The organism is Ensifer sp. ENS06 (genome assembly GCF_014852205.1).
Lineage (GTDB): Bacteria > Pseudomonadota > Alphaproteobacteria > Rhizobiales > Rhizobiaceae > Ensifer > Ensifer adhaerens.
Genome location: NZ_JACVBC010000016.1, coordinates 42,842 through 65,100 on the forward strand (window position 1 = coordinate 42,842; position 22,259 = coordinate 65,100).

Consider the following 22,259-nt stretch of genomic DNA (forward strand, 5'->3'; position numbering starts at 1 on the left):
ATTTTCTCCGTTGCGATGAAACAACTATTGCAATGCGATAATTGTTATGTCATAGTGTGATTATGTTTATTTTAGCTGTCAAGCAGCTTTTCCGATGCTTGGCGATTCTGTTATCGATATGTGGGAAACCGCGGGAATCGGGGATACATGGCACGCAAGGCGAGCAAGTCTGCGACAGAAGAAAACGAAGCACCGGGAGAAGATCGCGATCCCTTGCTCGTGCAATCGGTCGAGAAGGCCTTCAGGGTTCTGCGAGCCTTTGACGGCCGTCGCCCGAACCTCAGTCTTTCACAGATCGCCGAAGAGACCGGGCTCGACATGAGCGCCGCCCAGCGTTTCACCCACACGCTTTCCAAACTCGGTTATCTCGGCAAGAATCCCGACACCAAGCGCTTTGAACTGACGGTGAAGGCGCTCGATTTCGGATATCACTACACCCGCGCAAGCGGTTTCGTCGAACGCGGCATGCCCTATCTCCTGCACCTGAGCAAGGCGACGGAGGAGACGGTCAACCTCACAGTGCTCGACGATACAGACATCGTTTTCGTTTCGCGCTTCATGAGCCGCCACGTACTCAACAACGACGTCATCACCGGCACACGGCTGCCGGCCTATTGCACGGCGCCGGGTATTGCCATTCTCTCGGGCTTGGCAGAAGACGTCGCGCATTCTATTCTCGAAAGGTCGGATCTCTACCCGTTCACGCCCCAGACGACCTGGGCGATCGAGGCCCTGAAGACAAAGTTGCAGGTGTCCGCGACCAAGGGCTATGCCACCGCCTTCGAAGAGTACTTCCACGGGGACCTGTCGATCGCAGCACCGGTGCTCGATGCCAAGGGCACACCCTATGGCGCTATCAACATTGCCGTCTCGCGCAGTCGCTACACGCCCGAGGAAACTGAGGAACGGTTTGCCCCGCTGGTAACTGCTGCGGCGCGCTCGATCTCGCTCGTCGGTGGCGCGCGGAGATAGGAATCCAGAGCCGTGCCGCGCCAACGCGCGCCGCCTCGTATCCGACCGCTGACATTTCTATTAGGTGTGGCGCGAAACGGCAGGATCCGCTTGATTTCCAGGATCATCGTGCCCGGAGCCTCGTTATGCACGCACAACATCGACGCCTGCGGAGGCCGCTACAAGTTACTGGCAGAATTTTGTAGCGGCACATTCGCTGGTCACTTTTCTCGGACATAAGTCACTTCGTGGACGACCTCACGCCCGTCGAATGGGCTTGGGGCTGGGGCCGAGGTGTAAGTCAGCGTATGTTCGTCGACCTTGCAGAACCTTACCTGCTCTGTGCCGCTCCATGCTTCATTCCAGCTCATATCGACGTGGTGCACGACCCGATCCGACTCAACCGTGTAGGTGCCCGAATAGGCAAACATCGTCTCAAACAAAGCGATCTTCTCTTCGTCTGACGGCGGCAATCGCTCGGGCCGCTTGCGATTGTTCTTGAGAATAAGAAAAGTCACGCGCTGCGGTGTGTAGACGACCGTGCCCTGAGGGTTCTGACCGAGTGCATCCTTGCGCTCTCCAGTCGCGACGTCTCTCGCAACCCACGAGGTCATCCTCCAGCTTCCAAGAAGGAGATCGCGGCTAAGCGGCCCACCTTGCGTATTTTCCATTGCCTATCCTCCCTTTCTCGAGCGAGCATTTGGACGGCCCATATGGCCCCGGCTTCGGCGGAACCTCGCCATGATCCCGCGCAGTCGATCGTTGTCCCGCGTCCTGGCCACCACGTCTTCTTTCGCTCTGCAGCAGCGTGCCCGCAGGGGCTCCATGGCACACCCCTGCCATGCGCGGAGCTTTATGCTGGAGCAGAATGTAGCCCTTACTAACCCTGCACAATCGACTGAGCCGCGTGTTTTACCGGCGTGGCGCAACGATCGTTGCTGCAAGCGCCAGTCGATCCAAGCTGGCGCCCAGGCGTCGCCTGTTCAGTCGTCAATACGAAACCCGACCTTCATGACCACCTGGTAGTGCGCGACTTCGCCATCCTTGATGTGTCCCCTGATCTGGTCGACCTCGAACCATTCCAGGTTTCTCATGGTCTTCGATGCACGCGCGATCGCGGTTTCGATAGCGTCGGTAACAGACGACTTCGAACTGCCGACCAGCTCTACCTTCTTATAGACGTGATCACTCATAACAACCTCCCGTTTGCTTTGAGAAAGGACATCCTACAGGCAAGCTGCAATCCTTGCGCTAACAATCAGCGCAAGGAAGTGTCTGGCTCTATTGTCGCATCAATCTTTTAGCGACCTGTAATTTTTAAATGCCAAATGCATAAATCAAAACTATTGCTTAACACTGGTATGTACCAATTCTGATACGCGCACTTTCGGACATTCTTCCTGGCGTGCGGTCTAGAGCTTCTTGTCTGTCGTTGGTTTTCGCAATGAGAGAGGTTTGCAAGCACATGAACGACTGGAGTACGGACGGGCGTGGCAATGTCAGGTCCTCGACCATCGTCGGCTGGAAAGCCGAGCCGGCAAAAGGCGATGAAACGGGCGACGTTTTCTTGAGGATCGAATTCAGCGTCGACCCCAATCTCACGGATGTGTCGGCGCTGCAGTTCAGATTAACCAGACAACAGGCCGATCACATCAGTGGGACGTTGGGAGGCCTTGCGGATCGGTCTTCATCGCTGCGGGGTGTCTGCCGGGAGGCCGGCGCGCTCGCCCTGCAACGAAAATGACCCAAAGCAAAGGGACGTTCGTGACCACGCGGAAGGAAATCGCCGATCGCGTCGTTGCGAAATGGGCAGAGCGCGGCATGGCGATCGAGCGTGATGCCGAGGTCGAGGTCCTGCTCAAGCTGCGGTTCACCGGCGATGTACCCATCGATTGCATCCGGCGCAGATACCTCAAGTTACTTCAAGAACGCCGGCCAGGGCGCAAGGTCGATTGAAAGCCCTTGGCGGACCAAACCAAATGCGGAACGGGAGGCGACGCTGATGGGATATGACTGGAACGGCCGTCGCGAACGCCGTATGAAGATCGCGAGGTTTGGAACAGCCGTGGCTTTGGCAGCACTCCTGGTATCGATGGCGGCCAAAGTCGCGAGCGAGGCCCTCTAGGCCACGGTGCTCGCTACGGCTCGTCGGGCGTCCGCTTTAAACATCGCATGGAACACGCCTCTGCATCCAGCCTCAATTAAGCATTGTTTGCTCGGAGAGGAGACAGTTCATGCCCTACAATTGGCAAGTCGCCCGCCGGCCTCCGCACACGCATGCTGGCTTTGACCTTCGCCCTCACTGGTAGCGTGGGTACTCGTGCTGGCCCTGGCGGTCTGATTTCAAGACCTCGGAAAATCTGAACTGGTTCGATGAAAACCCGGACTGAAATTACGACGGATCTTCGACAACTGGGCGTTCGAACGGGCGATCTTGTGATGGTGCACGCCTCCTTGAAAGCCGTTGGTGCTGTCAAAGGCGGGCCGACGGCCATTGTCGGCGCACTTCTCGATGCGATTGGGTCATCGGGCACCCTTATGGGCTATGCCTCATGGGACCGCTCACCCTACGAGGAAACTTTGAATGGCGTCCGGATGGCTGATGAAGCGCGTCGTACTTGGCCGCCGTTCGATCCCGCAACCGCTCGCACCTATCCGGGTTTCGGCCTGCTCAACCAGTTTCTTGTTGAAGCGCCCGGCGCACGCCGTAGCGCTCATCCCGACGCATCCATGGTTGCGGTTGGGCCACTTTCCGAGACGTTGATCGAGCCTCATCGGCTTGGCCAGGCTTTGGGAAATGGCTCGCCAATCCAACGATTTGTCGAACTTAGGGGAAAAGTGCTCTTGCTGGGCGCCCCTTTGAACTCCGTTACCGCTCTCCACTATGCGGAAGCCATCGCCGACATCCCCGGCAAGCGGCGCGTGACTTACGAGATGCCGCTTCTTGGTCCGAATGGTGAAACGGTATGGGAGACCGCCGAAGACTTTGACACCAACGGCATCCTTGATTGTTTTGCGGTCGCGGGCCAGGCCGACGCGGTCGAAACGATTGCGAATGCCTACGTTGCCACTAGCCGGCACCGGAGCGGGACGGTCGGAGATGCGTTCTGCCACCTCTTCGACGCGCGGGACATCGTGTCGTTTGGTGTGGCATATCTCGAAAGCCGATTTGGCAAGGGTGCGTAGGCACCGCGAAACGGATCCACGAACACGGCGGTGGTCGCGGTGCCGCTCAGACGGCAAAGTGGGTGTACCAGGCGGCGGCTGCGAAAGCGAACAAAGCCGGTTCGCGCGAACTGCCCGCCCGATCCGCGATTGCGCAAGTCAGGTTCTTCTTCCGTGCAGCAGCCATTCCCTACCTCGCCGTGGAGCGTCCCTTATGGTGCCATGAGGACCGTCTTGTACCAGTTGGCGCCAGCCAGTGGCAGGCCTCCCAGTCCATAACGATGCGGGCCGCCCCATTTGGACGGAAGACTTGGTCCTATCCGGTCGGCGTCAATCTCGTGCGCCGCTTTGGCCTCAGGGTCGCCGCCAGCAACCGTGCACACCAATCGAATGTCAGCGACGGCTCAAGCGCCGCCTATCGTCCCAAAAGGGCATGACATCGGCCCGTAGAGCTGCTGAGATATTCCGCGGCAGCCCGCGGCTGCGCTAGAGATCCATCCATCCGGTTTTCGCCGGCGCGTTGCCTGGAGATCCGGAGATTGGTGACCGCGCTTGCGACGGCGCGGAACGCACAGAGACCGATGTAAATTACACCTGCCCAGAGACTTCAGGTGTTACGAACGTAACATCCACGTCGTGACGCGTTTGGTATCATATAATCGGGAAAGTAGTTCCTTGAACATTCGGTTGTCTTGCTACTTATGCCTTTCGACAACGCGACTTGTTAACTGATCGCTTCCTGCATCAAAAAGCAATATTGCAAGGGAGGATGCCATGATGAAACTATTGCTCGTGCTCATTGCCCTGACGTCATTCGTGCCTGCGACGGCAGCTGCACAATGCAACCCGGCGGTACAGCAGTGCCGTTAAGGCACTGCTCCAAACTGTGATTTACCACCATGCCGAACCTTGTCGCGCTGCTCTTCGGAGCGGCGATTGTCCTGTTTTATTCTTATGGACGCTTCAACCGTGTCACCTACGAAGGTGGACAGCAGATGGAGCGTCTTGTCAGCCTGCTGTCACCCGACAAGCTTCGGGCGCGGCGCATCGTTCTGCATGCCTATACATTTTACGCGCTTATACTGCTGCTCATTTACCTCTTCCTCTGCGCCTACGCCGAACTGTTACCACTGCTCGGGGGGCCGGACCTCACAGTCGGCGCGAGCAAGCTTCCTGTGCCCTCGGCCGATGCGCCAGCGGCTGTAGTCGCTGGCTTCGCTCGGGACAATGACGCTGCTGCCATCCCGTGGACACTGTCAGGCGTTGTAGACTCATCCGCGGAACGCGACTTCGATATCGGGATCGATGCATCCGTGTCGCTTGCCATAGCATTGATCATGGTTGGCCTGGCCCCCACCTTCCCGCTCCTCGCGAACTTCGAGGACTGGATGCGGGGAGCGGCACATCGATTGGCCGGAATTCCCACATACGTCATCGGCGCCAGCGAGGATCTACGCCGAAGGGATCTTAAACTGCGCGAAAAGGATGTTGCGATCTCGACACCGGCTGCCGGGGCGACCGCTGTAAAGCAGTATCTTCTAATTCCGCTTAGCAGTTGGGATCGCTTGAAACACTACCAAGCTGCTGCGAAGGAGCAGGTGAACGACCGAGAGGAATTTCGGTTCGATCTGGAACTGATCTTCGCCGTCTCCTCTTGGATTCTCGATCGAAAGCTCAAGCTCGCCAATGCCCCGGTGCGGGAGCGTTTCCAACGTCTCGAGGAGGAACTACGCAAACGGCTCGATCAGTTGATCTTCGAACTCGACGACCGATCGGGTTTCGGCTCAACCGCAACGAAGCGCATCGCCGCCGCGAGCAGCGGTGCCGGCGATGCAAGCCTTGGCGAGCGCAAACGCGCGAGTTGGGAGCGACTTGCTCTGGACGCTGACAATCTTGCCGACGATTTCTGCTTCTTGCTCGCTCTCTATGTTGAGCATGGCATCATAATTGCTTCTTCTGACGGAGACGCCGCACACCAGCAGTTCGTTGCAAAGAAGAAGCTCGACACCTTCCTCGGCGGGCTGCTTAATCCCCACCCGACCGCGAGCTACCGAAGATCCTATACGACGATGGCTACGCTCTGGACACTTGGCGTCGTGTTCTTCATCAGCCTGTTTTGGAGCATGCTGCCCGGCCGATATGAAAACGAGCTTGCGTGGGACATCCCACCTAATACCTATTCGCGCACGCTGAGCTGTATTTTTTATGCATTCAACAACTACTGCATTCCGGTCATCGTCACGCTAGGACTTCGTGATGCAGCTATGCAATCCCGCCGTTGGCAAAACATCCGCAAAACGAACTGGACCAAATGGCTGCCGCAGCTTGTGCTCGTACTTATCGCGTCATGGGCCGTAGCTACGCTGTTCGTCATCGGCTTGCAGCTCTGGAAATCCGGGCTCGACACTGGTTGGAATGCTGATGGCCAAAGCCTCTGGGTGATCCTACAACTCTCGTTCGAATACAATGCGCCGACAGTTCTCCGAGGCACCGTGCTTGCCCTGATCGTCGCGTTTCTGCTCGATGCATGGTCGGCGCGTGCGTGGTCATTGTCCCTAAGGCCAACTTGTCTTTCGAGTCTAATCTGGGCATTTAGTTCTGCCGTTGTGATGGCTTTGTGTGGGGGGATAACCCGGTACTCCTCGGCGTGGGCCGCGATGCCACTGTCCGCACAGAGCCTCACCGACATGCACAGGGGCCTAATCTACTACTCAATAGTCTTTTCTGCTCTCATTGGTTTCTTTGTCGTATTCTGCATTGTTTCGGCACTCCTCAACCAGCACAGCGGCACCCAACAGCACACTGAACGGAAGACGTCCGGCGGTGCAACGCCAGAGCCAACACCCGCGGAGTAGCCGATGCGCCCGTTGTTTACAAAACTCGTGTTCGCCGCCCTGCTTCCAGCGCACGCTCTGACCTATGCGGCCCGCGCTGACACCATCGGCAGCGAAGAAGCCACGGTCGGGGTACGCAACGACGCACGACCCTTTATTTGGCAGGACAAAAACACAAACGGATATAACGGCTTATTCTGGGATATATGCACAGAAGCGGTCCAACGCGCCGGTTACCGCCTCAAGGCGGTGACCGTCAACACAAGACAACGGGCCGAGTTTCTAAACATGGGAACGGGAGACTTCGACCTTCTGTGTGATCCGACTACAATCACGCTCCGGCGAATGCGGAACTTTGCCTACAACGGCGGCGTACCGTATCTTCAATTCTCACCGATCATCTTTGTTGCAAACGGCTCCTACGTCCAACCACGACGGGGCACCGTTGCGCCAAACGCAGCTGGTGACCTTCCAGAAGGCGCCGACAACCCAACCTGCAACGAAATTGTCAGGTGGATGGACAAGGTTAAAGGCGAGAAACCAGAGGAGTGGAAGTGGTGGCCATCGCCAAAGGCAAAAGCCGCAGATTCGAACGGGTCTCCGCCTCCCGCTTCGAGCGGTTTTCTCGGGTGGCTCAAATACAAGTTCGACCTCACTCTCAGCCGTTCATCGCAGGGTGACGGCATACAAACGAAATCATTTGCATTCTGGGGATATGTCGAAGGATCGACATCCCAGGAGGCGGCCGAGCAACAAGCCAAGGCCCAATCAAAGGACGGTTTGATTGTATGCCCGCGGTCAATGCCCTCGCACGAAGACGCAGCAAAAGAGTTCTGCTCTGGGCGCTTAGCCCGCTATTATGGGGACGTTGAGATGATTAGGGCCGCCCTCGCCGGTTATAGCGAAAACGCCAACACCCGCTGCGGCGCAGATTTCACTCCTGCCGCAACTGGCAGCTATGAGCCTTATGCTCTGGTAGTGTCGTCGCACCACTTTACAGACTTTCCCGAGCGCGTAACTCTTGCGCTCTACGGCATGTTCGAGGATGGCACTGTCGAACGGCTGTTTACGGGCCATTTTCCGGGGGCGCAGAAATCTCAACATCTCGCCACACTGTTCCGGATCAACAGTATCCCCGCGGGAGGCGACGCACCAAAGGAGATAAAAGATCCCCTGCTTGCGTGTTTCCGCTGTCCAGTGGGCGTCCGCCGCGCGAGCCTTTTTACCAGTTCGGCAGTCTACGTTCTAAAACAGTGAAGTCATCACGGACGGGCTAACGAAAATTGTGGGTGGTGTCCAACGGTGTTGTTTTTAGTTCGCAATAAGTCCCCCGCTCCAAAGTCGGAGTAAGAACGCAGCCCAACTGTGGAGTCGCCGGCAGATCAGGTCGCGACATCATCCGGTTGCGCCGGCATTCCTACTCTTGCAACGTACCCTCCCATGGACAGGTGGTGCACACAATTTCTTGGGATTTTCGCCGGATGCAGACGTCGTGCTCCCGGTCTGCATTGGCATCCGCATTTTGATCGCGACAACGCGAATATTCGGGCTACTCTCCAGGTACCCCGTCGATACCTCGCTCTCGCCCATCATCGTCACTGCCTTTCGACTTCAGTATCAGCCTGATCAAAAAGTACCAGGCAAAACCTTCCGGTCTTGCCTGGCACATTCAGCCCCCATGAACTGGATCGATAGAACTCAGGAGGCCCCAAGACCGATTGGCTGCACAGTTCCGACGGAGTTCGGCACCAAGGGGCGCCGTCTCAAGACCGGGGTCGGGAACAGTGGGCCCAGATTTCGTGGTCTGTAGAGCTGCTGCATGCGCGCCGTCGGGTCGTCGTTGGGAGAAAAGAGGGCCATCCGCCCATAGCGGTCGATAACGCTTTGATGGAGAGACTCGTTGATCGTACGCAGAAAGCCTCTTTCATCGCGCGGCCGGTAGAGCGTCTCGTAGTAGTCCACCTTGAACGGCTTTTCGCAGATCTGCCGAAAAGTCGGCGTCAGCCGATCTTTGAAAGACCAGCCTGCGCGCGAGTCGTGGTGGGGAGCATATATGTCGAGCTCTTTCGGCAACATATCCCAGTCGATGACCAATCCGCAGGCCTGCGCTTTTTCGGCCATCCAGACCAGCGGAATGTCGGCCAGCGAACGATCAACATAGCCGCCGCCAACGTCGCCATGACTGCCTGCGAACCAGACCTGTTCAACGGTCCGACCCGACTCTTTTTCTGGGGCGTCGCCGGTCCAAAGCGTCGGCACGAACTCGTCCCTCGCCTCGTCGATGGCCATTGCGTGATAGGCGTGACGCGTTATCCGAGATGCCGTGGTGTTGTGAAAGCCGTATTCCCTTCGGTTGAAGGCACTGAACATGTGGCTGGGCACCCCGAGCGCTCCGACCGTGTCCCAGACCCCCAACATCGTGATTTCAACATCGACATGCGCGTCCGTCGAATACTTCTCCACGAAATCCTCGGGCGACCGTTTCTCGTAATTCCGGTAGTAGTGCCAGGCGTTGCGCAGATCCCCAAGCCGTTGACGCTTGAGAAGCCCGCATGAAGCGACCAGTCCTGCAAGGCTGCGGGCGGAAAAGGCCCCGCGCGAGAAGCCAAAGAGATAGATCTCGTCGCCCGCAACGTAATTTTGGGCCAGGAACATATATCCGGAGCGAATGTTCTCATCGACGCCGGTGCCGATTGCGCCATCCAGGATGCGTTGAATCTGCAGGCCGGACGATCCCACGCCGCGCAGGTAGAGGACCGACTGCGGAATACCACCTGTATCCTGCTGGCATGCGCGAATGGAGCGTGCGATCAGCGCGACATTCGTTTCGGAACGGGCACTATCGGCGTCGTTCCAGGTTCCGTCGAAACAAACAACCAAGCGTTTCATCTCTTTTTTCCTTTATGGCCCTGATGTGCGTTTCCCTGTTGTCTTGGCGTGAGCAGCCGCGGTTCTCACGCGGCCGGCGCTTCAAGCCCGCCCCGAAGGGCGCGGACCCATTTTTCAACCTTGCCCATCACGCCCCAGCCGCTGATCGCGGCAAAGACAGGGAAGGCGGCCGTTACAAGCTCGCTGCCGAGCCCTCCGCCAGCATGCGTCGCCGCCGCTGTGGCGCCCGCGTTCGCCGCCCCCTCGATCAAGGGTGCAGCGATCGCCGTGACCGGCGCCAGCTGCGGGAAGAAGATTGGCAGAAGGGTCGTGGCGAGCATGCCGATGGCACCTATCGCGGTCTTGCGGCCGTCGAGCGCATTCCCGAGCGTCTTTCCGAGCGCACCGTTGACCGGCGTCAGGTCAGGGTCGCTGACCGATGCGAGCGGGTCCGGTTTCGCGCCATTCAGGACAACGCCATTGATCGTCGGTTGGGTGACAAGTGCCCGCAAGACATCGACCAGCCAGGTCATGTCGCCCTGGTTCGCGGGCTTGTGTCCGCGCGACATCGCAGCGAGCGCGAGGATCTGTTGCAGCAATTGTGCGGGGTTCGCCTCGGTCGTCGCCGGAGCCGGTGCCGGCTGCGTGATAACAGGCATGGTCGTTTCCTCCTGTGGGACATCGTCCTGATCGACGAGCAAGTAGTAAAAAGTCTCCTGTCCATGCTTCTTCAGCAGACCGTCTACGAGGGTCTTGAATTCGTTCCACTGATGCGGTGGGACCGTCTGGCAACCGAGGCTGGAGGTGGACGTGACGCCGCCGCGGTGGAGATTGATCCAGAAGCGGCCATCCTGCGAATCCGTATCCTCACCGGTTTCATCGCGAATGACCGTGCAGTCGCTGTCCTGCCGGAAGGCGGGATAGGGTCCGTTCTTGCGCCCAAACCCGTGTAGACCGGGTCTGTACCGGATCGCCTGGCGTGGCTTCAGCCGCGCGATACCGCGACCGAAACGGCTGGGGTCCGTATTGGCGTTGAAGTTGTGGACACCGCTCGGCTCGACGATGAAGATCGCGTCGTCGTAGACGCCGCGATCGTTTGCGCTCTCCTTGCCCATCGAGTTGAGGTAGTAGCCGCGCACGGCGACCAACGTCACAGCGTCATCACGCCCCTCTTCCGGGATGAGGTTTCTAAACTCCTGAAGCACGGTGTTCGTGAGCGCGGCGGATTGCTTGGGCCGGTTGAGCGGGAGAAGCTGCGAGATCGGATTGGCCAGCAGTTCTTCGGTGGTCTGTTCTTCTTCCGAGTTCGGGGCACCCCCGAGGAGCGTCTCGATCTGGTCGGCGGTGAAGATTTCGTCCGGGCCGCCCCTGCTCTCCAGAACGCGGATCTTCGGGCTGCCATACTCTCCCTTTGCGAACATGGCTGCTTCACGCTCGCGACGCGCGACCAAGCCGTCGAGCACCTTGCCGTTGCTCTTGTTCCAGCGCGCAAATTCGGCGGCCGCGCCAACAGCGTCTCCGGCATTGAGCTTCTGCGTCAAGCCTGCCTTCGATATCGCGCCCGTATTGAAGTGCCACGACACAAGGGCATCGAACTGATGCTGCGCCAGTGGGGTCCTGACGGCTGCCTGGACCTGCGCCTCGAACTTGGCAAGATCGGTGCGGAAGATGTTGATCGCCTCCGTCAGGGTGATCGTCAGGCCGGAGCGGGGAACAGGTGGACCGGCCGCCGCCGTATGTCCGGCGCCGACCGTCATGGTTCCTGTGCCATCGTTGTAGGCTGATAGGACGATTGCCTCTTCGGCGAGCATGGCGCATATGCCGCGTACACTTGTCTTCACGGAAGCCTCCCATCGTTTTTGTAGCGCGCTGTTGCCCGCTAGTTCTGCCGCGGCTGATGGTCGGTTTACTGTGCGTTCAAGTTGGCACGGTCACGCCACGCGGGACCTGCCAATCGCCCAGACCAACGCCAGGGCATGTCCAACCGCCGTCGGGCTCTGCTTCACATTGGGACAGAGCCGTCAGTTGGTCGTCGGGTTTCGTATGCAACACTATGGAAAAGATCCACCTCGTTAAAAATTCAACGAGAAACGTTCACTTTGGCGATAAAACAAGGATATCCGTCGGATTTTCGGACGAAAATCCCTGACATTTAGTATCGGACATAGCCTTTGACTGAGTTTATTCAGCCAGCCTCCGATACTTTACATGACGATTGGTGACGAACCTGTTCCAAATGTAACAGTTAAAGCCAAAATGGCTGATTATAATGTTTAAGGATATACGCGATAGCTCGATTTTAGAGCGGGGGCAGCCATGAGCGCCATAGTATATGCCATCGCAAGTATCCCACTGGCTGTGCTGCTTGCCCTGATCCTCAAACATCTGAAGATTGGCGAGAGCACCACCTTCATCGCGCTGCTTCTGCTCCCGCTCGGGGTCTGGGGCATCGCGTCTGGGACGATCAGCGAGTTGTCCGCGGGCGGTGTCGCACTGACGTTTCGCGAGGCCGCTAAATCCGAAGTCAAGCTATTGCCCCTTACGGATGTCGTCGAAAATTTCCAATCGATTGAGAAGGAGGGCGTCGCAGCGATCGAAGGCTTGACGCGCACCCTCACGCCGGGGCGACCGGTAGCGCTTGTCCTCCATCTTGGCCGCCCGGGTTACTACGCCCCGTCGGCCGTCGTCCTCTACCTTCAGGCACTGTCGAGCTTTGATCCGGAATTGACGTTGGTGGTCACGGACCCGGATGGGAAATTCGCCGCGGCCGCCGACGGCCGAGCGGTGATCAGCTACCTGTCGGGCCAGAACGGTTCTGAGACCCAGGCACGATTCCGCGAGGCGCTCGACGCGCCCGACGCCGGCAAACTTCTTGAGCTACCAGGGTTTACGAAGGAAGCGATCGCAGCCGACGCGACGAACGCCGAAGCGCTCACAAAAATGGATCAGCTGGCACGCAAAACGCTGGTTGCCCTGGACCCCGAGGGCCGCCCCAAGGGGTTGGCCAAGCGGGATGCAATCGTCACGTATCTTCTGGTTCAACTGACAACCGATACCGCCAAGACCCCTTGAAGTCACCTACGACCAGCCGGCTCAAAAGATCGGAGATCAGCGTCCTGCCGTCCCGGTGCATCGCCGTGATCTCGCTCGACGTTCCGATCGTCACCTCGGACTGCCCCGGACGTAACGTCTGAGGGTCCGGATCACGTCGTCGAAGCTGGAAAACGGGCAGTCCGGACGGACCCGGCACACAGGTTTTGCATGCCTAAAAATGCGGGAAGCGGACCGGTGTCCCGCTCCGCTTCGCTTACCTGACAGGGACTCGAACCCGGTGGCACCACAAAATCATTGCCATAAGAGCCAGGAAACACAATCATACAACGAAAATCGGCGTCAGGCCATCCTTAGACGCTACGCGTCAGATTGTTCTGGTCGACGAGCTGCCAGGATGGCGTCACCTTCCAGCCACGGATCCCCGGTCCCTCGATCAGGTTTTCGCGGAACACCCAAAGGTGCGGATCCTCGTCGCCGAACGCGACGACCGAAACCAGGCGGATGCCCATCGTGGCCATCGAAATCCGGTTCTCCGCCACCAGCACCTGGTGACCGATGAAGCCCCAGATGCGGATGCCCTGCGCAAAATACCTGCTGAAATTCGGCCGGGTCGACAGTGCCATCTCGTTGCCCCGGATGCGCAGGGTATCGACATTCCCGACAAGCACACCGTAACCGGCATAGGCTTGTGCGTAGGGCGCCATCAACTCCATGCGGTTGTCGTCGATCGACACCGATCTGGCCCGCACATTCGCGTTGCGCATGTGGCTGACCGCCACCCGCACCCCCACCTGGAAGGCGCGGATCGCATTGCCCCGGATCGCGACATTGTCCATCCGCCGTCCACCGCAGACGATGCCCTGCGCCCCCAGGCTGACCGAGTTTTCCTCAAGCCCCTTCAGCCAGTTCTGGACCGATCCCAGCCCGGCGCGGAGCTCGGCATCCTCCAATACCTTCTTCGCCAGGCCGTAGCTCAGCCCCAGAAGTTCGTCTGCATTTGCGATCTTGGCAGCCGAGCCGCTGCGGGAAATGAGCGTCGTCCAATCCTTCTGGCTGAAGGCACTGTCGAAGGCGACGACCTGCCCGTTCGCCTCGACCACGACCTGTCGCTCAGCACCCGATCTCGCATCGAAGCGCTGCACGACCGGGTCGCTCGAAACGAGGAGCGTGGTGCGCACCTTCGTATTGTCCAGCCCCTCACCATGGGTGCCGAACGAGTCCCCAAGCCGCTTCAACTGCTTGCGAAACACCGGCATCCGGTCGGGGTTCTCTGCCACGGAGGCGACGAGCCCCTGCGCCCAGCGACCGAACGTTTCCTGGTTCTTGAGGTCCGCCGCGGCGGGCGGGTTTGTAGCGACCAGCGCGTCCCAGTCCTTCTGCGGCACTGGACTGTCGAAGGTCATGCGCCATTCCTTGACGCCAATCTCCTTGAAGCCGGTACCCCGGCCGACATAGCCCTTCACGGGGCGGGTGATGAAGCTGTTTGCGGTCGTGGCTAGCCAGACCTTGTCGGAAAGGAACGCCTTGATGTTGAGCGAGCCCTTGCCCGGCTTGGCGGTCAGGATGTTGCCGGACACATCGACGTCGACGGCATCGGTCACGACGATCCCCTCCTGAAGGTTGCCGACCGTCAGACTGTTGTTGGTGATCCGAACCGATTGCGTGACCCTCAAGCTCTTCAGCGTCTCGCTGTAGCCCCGGACCGTCAGGCAGGTGCGCTCGGTCGAGGTGCCGCCGCCGCAACTCAGCGTGCAGCCATGCACTTCAACGGCGTAGCAGTGACCGAAGTCCAGCGTGCCCTGACGGTGGATCTTCCGACCGGGATCGACCGCGCTGTTGCTGTCGGGCGTTGCAAATTCAAGCCCGCTGACCACAACGCTGGCGCAGGCTGCAAAGGCGATGGCCGCCTCCGTCCGATAGGCCAGAATCTGGACGGTCCCGGGCCCGGCGCCGCTGATGCGGATATGACCAAGACCGGTCATCTCAACGGTGCGCCCGGTGGTGTAGGTGCCCCTTGCAAAACAGATCGAGGCATTCTCGCCCGGCTGCAGCCCCTCCAGCCGCGCCACCCAGTCCTCACCCGGCTGGATGACGATCGTGGTGCAGCCGACATGCTGGAGCCCCGCCAAAGCCTCGATAGCCTTCTGCACCGTATTGGCGAGCGCAAGCGCGGGCGTATTGGCCGGGTTGAAACTGACGTGGGTCGCACGCGCGAGTGTCGCGTTGAAGCTGATGGGCGCATGGGTCGGTGTTCCGGCGGCATCCAGCCGCTGGGCAAAGACGCGCTGCACCCGGTTCGTGCCGTCAAGGCTAAAGGTCACCGACGCCACGCCGGTGCCATCGGTGGTGGCCTCTTGGGTTGGCATGCCGTTACCAAACTGCCCGGCCCCCTCCGCAACGGTGAAACGGATCGTCTCTCCCTGGACCGGTTTATGGCCGCGCACCACCGCGACGGAAAGCTCCTTTGGTAGAGGTACCAAGGCGGCCGCATTCAGGGGATCGTCCAGGGCCTCTTGCCCGTCGCCGCCGGCGTAGAGCACCTGCTTGGCGCGGGTAATCGGCGGGAAAAGCGGGCGGCAATCTTCGGCTACGGTCCAGGCGCCGGCACCGTCGAGCACGAGCCAGGCGAGCGCCGCATAGTTGCGCCGCGGTCCTTCTGCAGGTTTCGGCAACGGTTCGCCGGTGACCGGATTGCGTGGCCATTCCACATCGCCGGACACGGCGCGCGCCGGAATGATCCAGTGATCGCCGGGTTGATACTGACCAGCTTCGAAGCGGATCTGGACACCATTCTCCAGATCTGCCCAATCGGCCGCGGCATCGTCCACCTGCGCCGGAAGCCCGCCTTCCCAACGGGTGACGAATGCCTCCGCCGGAAGCTTGTCTGTGTCCGGGAGACCGTTGTTGAGGAGTGGCGCAAGCGTGAGCGGATCGCGCAGTTCGGCAAGCGAGACGCGTTGGCCGACCACCTCGTCGATCCGGGCGAAGAAGCCAGGCGCCTCCCCATAGATCGCCGCCTGATCGCGGATCTCGATCCAGTCGCCCGCCTTCAACGCGGTCATCTCATCACGGCCGATGCTGTCCACCACCAAGACGCCTGCGTCGATCTCGCGGTATCGCGTGCGGTGAATGGCATTCTCGCGCGACCATTTGTAGAACGCCGCCGCCTCGTCGCCAGCCAGATGGATCTCGACGCGGAAGAGAAAATTGTCGAGACTGCGGTAGCCCGCGGCGGGCGGCAGGTTGCAGGGGCCGGCGCTAAGGTCGGAAAGCTCCGCCCGCGCGCGCATCTCGCCCTGCGCACGATCGGCAAGGACGGGATCGAACCCCTTTGACAGCGCCGGGCAGGTCAGGTCGGAAGCCGGGTATCCAAGCGCCAGGAGCGCCGCGCGCGCGACCAGCTGGACTTGCCAGATGGTCCGCTCACGATAGGCCGTATCCGGCCCGTCGAAAGCCACCTCGCGCAGCAGCGGTTCATCGAGGGCGGTCACGATCAGATCTGTGGACTTGAGCACGGCCAGGTAGTCGCCGGCCACCGCCGGAAGCGGCGTGCCTGCCCCATATGGTTGCCGCTGGACTGTTGCCGGCCGGAAGGCGCGGGTCACGGCATCACCAAGGGCTGGCGTGGTACGGAAGGTCCGCACGCCGTTCGCATCCTCAGCGAAGTTGCGCACCTTGACGAAAACGCTCAGGCCCGCCGGGTCAGTGCTCAGCACGTCGTCGTCAGCCAGCTCCCCGCCATCGTCGATCCGCCAGACCGCATTGCCGCCGGTGCCCGACTGACGGGTCAGCGAAAAGCCATAAGGCCAGCGCAGCACATGGCCCACACCTGCCACGTATCCGGTACCAGGGGTGATCACCAGCGTTCCGGTCCCGGCATCCGGGATCAGTCCGAAGCCCGCATCGTCCTCCGGAAAGCCGGCGGGGCCGATGATATCAGCTGCCGTCTCCCGATCCGAGGCGCGCAGGATGTCGCCCTGTTCGTTCCAGTCGGCATCGGTGAACAGGCGGCCCTGCTGCATCCCCACAAGGCTGAAATCCTTGACAGGATCGAAGGTCTTTCTCGAAATATCGCCGGTCATGGCAGGCCTCCTAACTCATGTAAATGAAGCCCGGAACAAGGCCGAATGGCGCAAATTCCTCGATGGCATCGCGGATGTTGGCGCGGCGGGCGGGGTCGCGGTTGGCGTAGCCCACTCCCATCTCCATGCCATCCTCGGCCCCTTCGAGGATGGCCCGTGGCGTGCGCAGGCTTAAGAGCCCGAATTCGGGATCCTGAAAACGGGTCGAGACGAAGACCGGCCGCGGCTTGGGGTCGTCGCTCGCACGCGGCACGCAGCGGTAGCGGCGCGGCAAGACCGAGGTCTCGTCGACATAGCAGAACCGGACGCAGCCGCTCTGCCGGTGCTCGACGGTGATCCGCCCAGTGAGGATGCTGTTTTCCGCCTGCAGGCTGCGGCAGGTGGTGCGGCCAAGGACGGTACTGCCGCTGCAGCTCATGTCCATGAGCGGCACGCGCAGCACCAAGGCGCCAGCCCCTGCCCCGCCGCCACCGGCGGTCTGATCCTCCCCGATGATCGATCGCGTGATCTCGATCGCGCCTGTCGCCTGCGGTAGCTCCACCTTGCCGACAATGCAGCGGTCGAGGACCAGGCTCATCCTGGCGTTCTCGGTGGTGGCACGCACCGAATAGTCCAGCGCCGCGCCCGAGGCGCCGATCGTGCAATTGTAAAGCCGGAGAGCCCCAAGATCGCCTCCAGGCCGGGCGGTGAGATTGCCGGTGATCACCAATCCGTCGATCACCAGCGAACCGGCCGGGTCGTCGCCCGCATCCGCCGCCTCGATCATCGCCGGCGCCAGAACAAGAGGCCGCCGGTGCATCGGCGACAATTGGCCCGCAAAGCGGCGACGCACCCCGCCCGGCTCCTCCACCACCGGCCAGGCGGCAGCCACAATCGCCAGCGTTGCGCCTTTCGGCAACGTGATTGCATGGGTGGCGTTCAACGCCTCGACATAGGTGGCGTTGTCCATCACCGCGATGATCCCGCGCGAGCCCGCGGTGGCCTGGGCATTCCAGCGGTCGACCGCATCGCGCAGGCTCGCGACCACCGGCCCACCCTGAAGCGGGTTGTCGGTCACATGGCCCGCCACCTTCGTCACACCGATCTGCCAGGGCGGCGCCTCGCCGGGCACTACGAGATCGGGCAGCCATTTCTCAAGGCTCGACCGCCGGTCATAGGCGCCGCCGCCGATATCGAAGGGCTGCCCGGTGGCAAAACCGGTCTCGACCGCCTTGCCCTCGTCCGAAGCGTGCAGCGAGATCCGGCCGAGCTCAGGGTCGACCATCACCGTGCCAGCCACGGCCGGCCGCCGCCAGGTGCCGTTTTCGGCCTTTTCCAGATTGCAGCAGAAGAGCTTTTCAGGCGACACCTCCGCGCCGTCCAGACGCACTCGAAACGGCGGGCTTTCCTCAAACCAGCGGCCCGGAGTGGCGCCGTCTGCGCGGGCAGCGTTGAGCGCGGCGAAGACCTCATCACGGGACAATGTCGCAGGCACGGTGCGCGCGGTCATCCGCGCACCCACGCTCAGGTCGGCCGCCGGGCGGTTGACCAACGGCAGGTCGCGTCCCAGCGGATCAAAGGTCAAAAGCCCCGGATCCGGTGCATCGGGACGCGGAACGGCCCCGCCCAGATACCCTGCGGCTGGATTTTCCACAGGCCAGATCGGTGCCGCCGCGCGCCGCCAAATGAACAGCCCCAGATGCGGAATGTTGTAGCGCCCGGCATAGGCGCCCGGCTGCCCGGCGGCCGGCGAATGCGCCATCGTTGAGAACGGCGACCGGCTGGCGCGGCAGCGCGCGGTGTTGCGCAGGTCGGCAAAGCCCGGTGCAGCCGGTCGCACATGGTTCATATGCTGCGAGGTCGCAAGCCTCTGGAAGAATTCGACCGCCACCACCGACCATCCGGACACTTCGCGCGCCACCTGCTCGATCGCCGCGGCGGTGCCTTTTGCCTGCCGGTTGCGCAGCACATTGGCGACGTATCCGCGCAGAAGCCCTATCTGGTCGGACCCGATCTCGCGCATCGGCCGGGCGCCGATCAGCGCAGCGATGTAGGGCAGTGCCCACGGCTCGCAGGTCTCGACGAACCAGTCGTCGTAGAGCTGGTCTATGTCGCGCTCCAGGATGACCAGCTCCTGTGCCATGATCTCCATCAGCGCCTGAAGCGCACGACCCTCTTCGGCATCGCGCGTGCGGAAATGGCTGGGCAGCCGTTCGAAAAGGTTGCCGGTCGCGCGATTATACATTTGCGGTCTCCATCATCGTCAGGCTGACCGCCGACGGCAGCACGGTCAGCAATTGCGCCGGGGCAAAGTCGTGGCGCTGCCCGCGCTGGCCCGGCCCGACGGCTGGGAGCGAGGGCAGCACCGAGGACAGATCAGCAGCCACAGAACCGGTGGTAGAGCCGTCGAGCAGCACCTCGAGCGCGTCGAGATCGACCGATACGACACCGCGCGCCCGATGCAGCGCGGCAATGACCTCGGCAGCACTCACCGATTGGGCGAGCTTGCGCGCGTCGTAACCGAAAAGCGCCTCGATCTGCTGGCGCGCCCAGAGCTTGACGTCCTCGGCGCGGTAGGTCGGATCGGGATAAATCTTGGCCGTAAGGGCAAAGAACCGGCGCGCGTAGGGTTGCAAGATCAGGGGACGTGCAGGATCGCGCGCCTTGGCCATTGCATCGGCAAGGTTGGACATCAGCGGATCGCTTGCCGTGAGCTCGGCGTCCGCTTCAGGGGCCACCGTGACATGGATCACCTTGTTCTGCCCTGACCACAGCTCGCACGCCTGGGCCTTGCCGATGCCGGCAAAACTACGCGCAAAATCGGCGTAGTCGGTGAGCGAGACGATGCGCCCGAGGGTCTTGACCGTGCCCGGTGCGGTTTCGCGCGCGCTATCCAGCGTCTCGGGATCGGCCGAGCCTGTTGCGGGCGACGGGTTCACCACTGCGCGCACACCGAGCGGCCGGGTTCTCAGCTGACTGATCGCCTCTTCCGGCACTTCGCCGGCGCGGCCGATGCCGCTGCGGTACTCCGCCTTTACGTTCAGCAAGCCGGTGGGCAGGCGACGCCCGGTCCGGCCGTCACCGAAGCGCACATGCGCCTTGCCGTCGTCGGACAGGCGCACCTCGTAGACGGGGTCCTCCGGCCCGGCCTGGCCCAGTGCCGTCACCTCCTGCCAGAGCGCACCGTCGATACGGATCTTCAGGGTCGAGGCGCGACCGGCCTCGTTTGCGGCTGAAACGTAAGTGAGCGGCGGCTTCTTCAGCGTGAAGGTCTGGAACGTCAGCCGGGCGTCGCCATTCCCGATGTCTTCGGCCACCGCCTCGCCATGGGTGGCGAGCGCGACATTTGCGTTGATGCGCACGGTGGTGCGGTCATAGGGCCAGGCGGTCTCGCCGGTCAGCACCAGCCGCGTGATCCCGTCGATATGCTGGACCTCGTCGATGATATGGGTCTCGCGCCCGGTGATGCCCTCGGCATCGTTGCGTGCGCCGGAAAGCGAAACGGGCCGTCCGCGTTCGAGATCAAGATAAAGCCGGTCCAGCTCGACCGAGGTGGACCTGTGCGGCAGCTCCGGCGACAGCGGCACACCGGCAAGCGGAAGATGCGCGCTGACCGCATGGATCTGCGAACCCCGAAACAGGAAGGAATTGTAGATTGTGGTCGAGTCGGTGCCGCCGAGCTCCAACAGTCCGCCATTGGCGGTGCGGAACCCCACGCCGGTCGACTTTCCCGTGATTGCGTAGTCTGCCCGTGATTCCGCCGCCGCATGCACGACCCGCAAACCGAGAGACCCGCCCGCGGCGTTCTCGATGATCGCCCAGCCGTTGGGCTGCAATTCCTTCAGCTCGCGGTCGAGGTAGACGTGGGAGGCGCCCTTGTCGATGTACTTTGCCCCCATCCCGTCCAGCCAGATCGTGTTGGGTGATCCGCCCGTGGCCCCATCCCAGTTGTGGGTATAGGGACCCTTGTCATAGGTCCCATCGGCCTTGGTGCCATAATTCACCGTGGCGTGGAGCGGCGCAGTACTGCCGAAGAACCCGGAATTGTCGCGCATGACATGCAGGCCGAGTGCCGGCACCTCGCCATCGTCCTTCTCCGGCGGCGGCAAGACCAGCAGGCGAACCAGCGTCATGATTTTGGCGCGCTGCCAGGATTGGGATTGCACCAGCGCCGAGAGCCCGTCTCCCGACCAGGTCCGGCCGCGCACATGCGTCTCGATCGCCTGAGTGCCCAGCGCGATGCGCATCGAGGGCATGATGCCGATCAGCAGTTTCGCGAGCCGGAAGGGCGGTGCGCGGCGCACCTTCTCGGGCGCGTGGCCGCTGCGCGTCAAAACGACTTTCGTCAGGCCGAAGGCTCGGTCCTCGGTGGCCGATACCACCCGCATCGGTATGGCCGTGACCGGCGCGCCATCGCTCGCCGCCTGCGCCACCGCCAACAACCGGGTGCCCTTGCGCAGGTTGAGCCCGAGCCCCGTAAGGCAGACCTCGTTCACCGGCAGCGCGTAGAGCACCGGGTCGATCTCTTCGTTCGTTTCGTTGTCCTCGATACGTTTCGCCAGCGCGGCGGGCAGATCGAGCCGTCGGGTCATCGGGTGGTAGTGTTCCAGATCCGCCTCGGCAGCAATGGTAACGAGGTCAGGATCGGCCAATGTGGCGTCGTCGAAGGAGTTGTCCAGATCGAAGAGGTAGAGCGTGCCGTTGGCTGTGTCCCCATCACTTTCGAGGTTGTTGTAGAGCACCAGGTTCTGAGGACGCTCGGTTCGGGCGTGAATGTTGTTCCATTCGGCGCGTGCGGTGATCTCTTCGACCGTTTCGAAGATCTGCGGCAGTTTGCCCTTCTCGTGCGGAATCGACATCGCCTGCACACCGATACCGATCTGGACCACGCGATAGGGATTGTCCGTGTCCTCGACCGAGAATGCCAGATGGGCGCTGGACGCCACGCCGGGGGCGAGCTCATAGCCGATCATCCGCGCCAATTCGAGCACCGAACGGCGCTGGGTGGCGGTCCCGATGAAACCTTCGTTGGCGATGCGCTCCGAATAGAAGGACACCACGTCGCAGGCCATGGCCCAGGCGTCGAACAGGCTGATCGTCGGATCGCGAAGGTCGCGCGTCCGCAACGCCTCCAACGGCTGGAGCTCGGCACCGGTCTCCGGGTCTATCACCCCGTGTCGCGGCAGAAGATGCAGCATTCGCGCCAGCGCCTCGGGCTGGGTCGTGATCCGGTAATCCACCTGTGAAAGCCCGGCACGGTTGGCAGGGCGATGCGGACCAAGGTCGATGCCGCCACACGGCGAGCTTTTGTCGCGCGTTGCCATGA

General features: G+C 61.3%; 14 protein-coding genes and 1 pseudogene. 7 read left to right on the forward strand and 8 right to left on the reverse strand.

The features are described 5' to 3' along the window. The first annotated feature begins 147 nt into the window (after positions 1-147). Complete coding sequence (locus IB279_RS32075; RefSeq protein ID WP_192340553.1) at positions 148-972, forward strand: IclR family transcriptional regulator; 825 nt, start codon at positions 148-150, stop codon at positions 970-972. 200 nt (positions 973-1,172) lie between these two features. Here IB279_RS32075 and IB279_RS32080 read toward each other — a convergent pair whose 3' ends face one another. Beyond that, a complete protein-coding gene (locus IB279_RS32080) occupies positions 1,173-1,622 on the reverse strand; it encodes a lipocalin-like domain-containing protein (protein WP_113294937.1) in 450 nt (149 codons plus the stop codon). A gap of 312 nt (positions 1,623-1,934) precedes the next feature. Continuing rightward, complete coding sequence (locus IB279_RS32085) at positions 1,935-2,144, reverse strand: dodecin (RefSeq protein WP_034799975.1); 210 nt, start codon at positions 2,142-2,144, stop codon at positions 1,935-1,937. Between the two features lie 272 nt (positions 2,145-2,416). On the opposite strand from IB279_RS32085, the gene IB279_RS32090 reads away from it, so the two are divergent. The 5 genes from IB279_RS32090 (at position 2,417) to IB279_RS32110 (ending at position 8,207) form a co-directional block, all read left to right on the forward strand. Then, the gene (locus tag IB279_RS32090) at positions 2,417-2,695 is read left to right on the forward strand and encodes a hypothetical protein (protein ID WP_034799974.1); all 279 of its coding nucleotides are present in this window, start codon (positions 2,417-2,419) and stop codon (positions 2,693-2,695) included. Between the two features lie 20 nt (positions 2,696-2,715). Next, positions 2,716-2,907, forward strand: a complete 192-nt coding sequence (locus IB279_RS32095) for a hypothetical protein (protein ID WP_127890351.1) — start codon at positions 2,716-2,718, stop codon at positions 2,905-2,907. A 417-nt stretch (positions 2,908-3,324) separates the two neighbouring features. Next, positions 3,325-4,137: an aminoglycoside 3-N-acetyltransferase gene (gene aac(3) / locus IB279_RS32100; RefSeq protein ID WP_112986060.1), complete on the forward strand. Its 813-nt coding sequence runs from the start codon at positions 3,325-3,327 to the stop codon at positions 4,135-4,137. A gap of 878 nt (positions 4,138-5,015) precedes the next feature. Further along, a complete protein-coding gene (locus IB279_RS32105; protein WP_112986061.1) occupies positions 5,016-6,971 on the forward strand; it encodes a hypothetical protein in 1,956 nt (651 codons plus the stop codon). Positions 6,972-6,974: 3 nt separating this feature from the next. Next, positions 6,975-8,207 (forward strand): ABC transporter substrate-binding protein, encoded by a 1,233-nt coding sequence (locus tag IB279_RS32110; protein ID WP_192340555.1) that lies wholly within the window; start codon positions 6,975-6,977, stop codon positions 8,205-8,207. A gap of 441 nt (positions 8,208-8,648) precedes the next feature. Here the strand turns inward: IB279_RS32110 and IB279_RS32115 are convergent, their stop codons facing one another. Together IB279_RS32115 and IB279_RS32120 are read right to left on the reverse strand one after the other, a co-directional pair. Continuing rightward, complete coding sequence (locus IB279_RS32115; protein WP_192340557.1) at positions 8,649-9,839, reverse strand: DUF2235 domain-containing protein; 1,191 nt, start codon at positions 9,837-9,839, stop codon at positions 8,649-8,651. A gap of 65 nt (positions 9,840-9,904) precedes the next feature. Beyond that, positions 9,905-11,659: a lysozyme gene (locus IB279_RS32120; protein ID WP_060643925.1), complete on the reverse strand. Its 1,755-nt coding sequence runs from the start codon at positions 11,657-11,659 to the stop codon at positions 9,905-9,907. Between the two features lie 475 nt (positions 11,660-12,134). Between IB279_RS32120 and IB279_RS32125 the strand changes: the two genes are divergently transcribed. Next, positions 12,135-12,890, forward strand: a complete 756-nt coding sequence (locus IB279_RS32125) for a hypothetical protein (protein WP_060582062.1) — start codon at positions 12,135-12,137, stop codon at positions 12,888-12,890. Positions 12,891-12,897: 7 nt separating this feature from the next. Here the strand turns inward: IB279_RS32125 and IB279_RS38225 are convergent. The 4 genes and pseudogenes from IB279_RS38225 to IB279_RS32140 all read right to left on the reverse strand — a co-directional run. After that, positions 12,898-13,068 (reverse strand): annotated as a pseudogene (locus tag IB279_RS38225) (hypothetical protein); the annotation flags it as partial. A 154-nt stretch (positions 13,069-13,222) separates the two neighbouring features. Continuing rightward, complete coding sequence (locus IB279_RS32130) at positions 13,223-16,954, reverse strand: DUF6519 domain-containing protein (RefSeq protein WP_192340559.1); 3,732 nt, start codon at positions 16,952-16,954, stop codon at positions 13,223-13,225. A gap of 10 nt (positions 16,955-16,964) precedes the next feature. After that, positions 16,965-19,076 (reverse strand): hypothetical protein, encoded by a 2,112-nt coding sequence (locus IB279_RS32135; RefSeq protein WP_192340561.1) that lies wholly within the window; start codon positions 19,074-19,076, stop codon positions 16,965-16,967. 94 nt (positions 19,077-19,170) lie between these two features. Further along, positions 19,171-22,257, reverse strand: a complete 3,087-nt coding sequence (locus IB279_RS32140) for a putative baseplate assembly protein (protein ID WP_192340564.1) — start codon at positions 22,255-22,257, stop codon at positions 19,171-19,173. Positions 22,258-22,259: the final 2 nt, after the last annotated feature.